The 3,062-nt window shown below is 38.8% G+C and carries 4 protein-coding genes; 3 read left to right on the forward strand and 1 reads right to left on the reverse strand.

Annotation, left to right across the window (positions count from 1 at the left end):
• Positions 1-498 precede the first annotated feature (498 nt).
• From L972_RS18020 to L972_RS21540, 3 genes are all read left to right on the forward strand, one after another.
• Positions 499-969, forward strand: coding sequence for a DUF2846 domain-containing protein (locus tag L972_RS18020; protein ID WP_162504355.1), 471 nt, complete (start codon positions 499-501; stop codon positions 967-969).
• 3 nt (positions 970-972) lie between these two features.
• Entirely contained in the window at positions 973-1,746 is a 774-nt protein-coding gene (locus L972_RS21535) for a hypothetical protein (RefSeq protein WP_136502375.1), read from the forward strand.
• A gap of 129 nt (positions 1,747-1,875) precedes the next feature.
• On the forward strand, positions 1,876-2,424 hold the full coding sequence (locus tag L972_RS21540; protein WP_136502376.1) for a hypothetical protein: 549 nt from the start codon (positions 1,876-1,878) through the stop codon (positions 2,422-2,424).
• Between the two features lie 273 nt (positions 2,425-2,697).
• Here the strand turns inward: L972_RS21540 and L972_RS18025 are convergent, their stop codons facing one another.
• A complete protein-coding gene (locus L972_RS18025; RefSeq protein ID WP_047440036.1) occupies positions 2,698-3,030 on the reverse strand; it encodes a hypothetical protein in 333 nt (110 codons plus the stop codon).
• Positions 3,031-3,062 lie beyond the last annotated feature (32 nt).

A 3,062-nucleotide genomic window follows, 5' to 3' on the forward strand; every position in this document is an offset into this window, starting at 1 on the left:
GCCGGAATCGAACCGGCACGACGCGAACGTCGAGGGATTTTAAAAGCCAATAGTGAGTTGACGTAAAATTTATATGATTGATTTATAAGGACTTCAAGTTTACATGAAATGCCTGATTTCACGCTTTCTTTGGGCACGTTACGCCTAGTTTACGCCTGATAGATCGGATTTTAAAGCCCATCTGACAACGCACGAGAGCATCAAGCTCTCTCCATCTTTCGCCAGTCACATGTCTTGACAAACATATAATGTGACAAAAATCACATTACCTCCACAATAAAATACGGACACGTAACAAATTGATATAAAAGAACATTTTCTAATTATTAGGTGCAAAACAATTAACCATCGAATAGTTATAAAAAAACTTTAAAAGACCCTATTGAAAACGTCATCGAGCTCACAGACAATCATGTAGCAAAAGAAACATCAGTATCAGATGTTCAACAAAATAATAATCAAAAACATCAATAAACATTCAGCACAATGGGTAAACAAATGCGTAATACGTTTGTAATGATCTTCTTGGCGCTCTGCGCCATGATGCTTGGTGGCTGCTCCTCAGTGCCAACCGTCACCGATGAGGCTGTCGTCAATGAAGCCAAAAGTTTCTCACCTCCTGCTGAAGGAAAAGCCCACGTCTATATTTACCGAGATGGCTGGCTTGGTCGCCGTATTAACATCGATTTGTTTCTCGATGGAAATCCTTTGGGTGAATCAGAAAATCTGCACTTTTACCTGCTCAAGGTTGATGCTGGAAAGACTGTGCATCTGGAAACCAACAGCGAGTTTGGAAACAATAAGATAGATATCGAAACTGAAAATGGAAAGATCTACTATGTTCGCCATTATACCCGCTTCGGTCTGATCTGGGGCCAAGCTGACTTTGAAATGAAGACCGAGCCAAAAGATATCGAAGATGCCCAAGAGTCCATCAAGAACTCTGAAATGTCAGTGCCCAGCATCTGATACATGATGCCTTTCATTCGTCAAAAAATTGGTGATTTTTATATGAACATATCTGATACCTATGAGATTGAAGAGTTTATTGTATTGAATGAAAACACTCACAAATACAGCTCCACAAAAGTCGAAAGTAGCGGGGGCGCGGCAGGCCAACAAAACATATCATCTACTGTAACTCATCATGTATCTCAGGACATATGGCTTCGTGATCCAGAAACACAAAAAGAAACTAAGTTCACATGCGAAAATTATACTTTGGGCGTGCTCCCTGGTCACTCACTTGTATTTTTTAAAAACCACAATACAAACAATATAGAGCGCATCGTTAATATTAATACAGGTGAGATCAGTGACGCTAATGGAGAATATAACGAGACTTCAATTAAAAATACCATTGGTGAAAAATCAAAAAACGATGTTATATTTAGCACTATAATGATGTTGCCTGTTTTTTGCCCAATATTATTTTTTATAACATTAAGGAATTTAATTTTCCGAACTCGCGTACAAACATCCATTATTTGGTTTATTTCAGCCACCTATATGTGTAGTGCTTGGCTTCAAGTATTTCGGGAAGATTTTTCAAGCTGGTTTATAAATGAGAGCTTCTTTAAAGTGCTTTTTTATGGCCCAGGCCTACATTGGTGGCTTGTTCTGCCTGCATTCTTTGGCTTTTACTATGGCGCCTATATCGGGTCATCTGCTGAAACTGATGACATGACATCACATTGCCATGCATTGGATGAATTTGTTAGTGACTATATTCGTCAACACTACTAATAAAAATCTATTAATGTCAGTGTTAGTATGGCATTCAAATAAAATTAAATAACTGTGCAGCGAGTTTAGTTGATTGTCAACACAAATGCAGACTGCCCCCCTCAAACACCAAGATTAATGCATATAATCATGAATAGATATTTTTTGTTTTTTATCTTCTTTATTCAATCTATAAGCCAAGTAATTGCTAGTGAAAAAGACATTATCGGATTTCATATTGGTGAGAGTCTGGCATCAGTACAAAATAAAAATTATAATTTCAAACCAGAGGGACCATCAGTTTTTGATACGAGATACTACAATGGCATACCGAAAACGAGTGCACTTTCCTTTTTAGATTATAAAAAAAGATATCAGTACGTTTTCCACAAAAACCAACTGAATTCGATTCACATTCGTATGAATCCATACTTAGATAGCTCTCCTGCATCGTTAAAAAAAGCCATAGCTGACTATGATGTATTAAAAAACAAAGTTTATAGTAATCTAGGTATAAAACCAGAACTGGCTGAAACAGCCACTCGCAACAATTCATTTTTTGAATGTGTGGCTGATGTTAACTGTGGCTCATACTCTGCAACATTTACTGATGGGCATAGAGATATAACTATATTCCTAATGGGTGAAGACGATCTCAAATCAGGCTATCTAGGCGTTATATTAAGTAAACATCGTTAATAAAGTGGACTCATGGAGAGGTAAGATTGATGCAACTTCACATTCATGCTTACCCCTCTTTCATTAATATTATGCTTTATTAATGTTATAGGCTTTATTAAGTAGCCACAACTTACGACCCGAAACCAAGCCAAGTAGTTTTCCAAGTAAGCAGTGCCCACTCAGTGAAATTTTGCCATCCATTTCCGCCAACGACTCACGTAGTTATTGAGAGTCTGGATGTAGTTCAATTAAACTAACTGAAGCAGTGATAACCTGTTCATCCACATCCCTTCAACGCTGTGTCATCGGCAAATCGCTCCCTCCATCAGTCCGCCTTTGTTGCCGTGCCACACGAGCACGTTTTTTTTCTATCGCTCTGGTTTTCGCATCAGAGCGCATCATCAGTAGTCGATTATCGTTGAAGTAACAAAAACAGAAGAGCGCCAAGAAACACAAAGTCGGTACGATCACGTTTTTGTATGTCAAGATTATCGCATTGATGGGGTAGGCAAACTCCTGCAACCTGATGATGAACTCCAGCCCCATGGCAAAGGTGTTGCCACTGTAAATGGCGGTCGCCAGAGAGAACGTTTGATATGCCTTTGTCTCGACTGTAGTGGTCAACTAAATCCGGACACTTGGTTAGGCCGTTCTTC

The organism is Aeromonas sp. ZOR0001, from assembly GCF_000801015.1.
In the GTDB taxonomy this organism is placed as follows: Bacteria; Pseudomonadota; Gammaproteobacteria; order Enterobacterales; family Aeromonadaceae; genus Aeromonas; species Aeromonas veronii.

Excerpts from the sequence above, each read along its gene's own strand:
- L972_RS21535 (WP_136502375.1), top strand. The coding sequence starts at position 973 with ATGATGCCTTTCATTCGTCAAAAAATTGGTGATTTTTATATGAACATA.
- L972_RS18020 (WP_162504355.1), top strand. The coding sequence starts at position 499 with ATGCGTAATACGTTTGTAATGATCTTCTTGGCGCTCTGCGCCATGATG.
- L972_RS21540 (WP_136502376.1), top strand. The coding sequence starts at position 1,876 with ATGAATAGATATTTTTTGTTTTTTATCTTCTTTATTCAATCTATAAGC.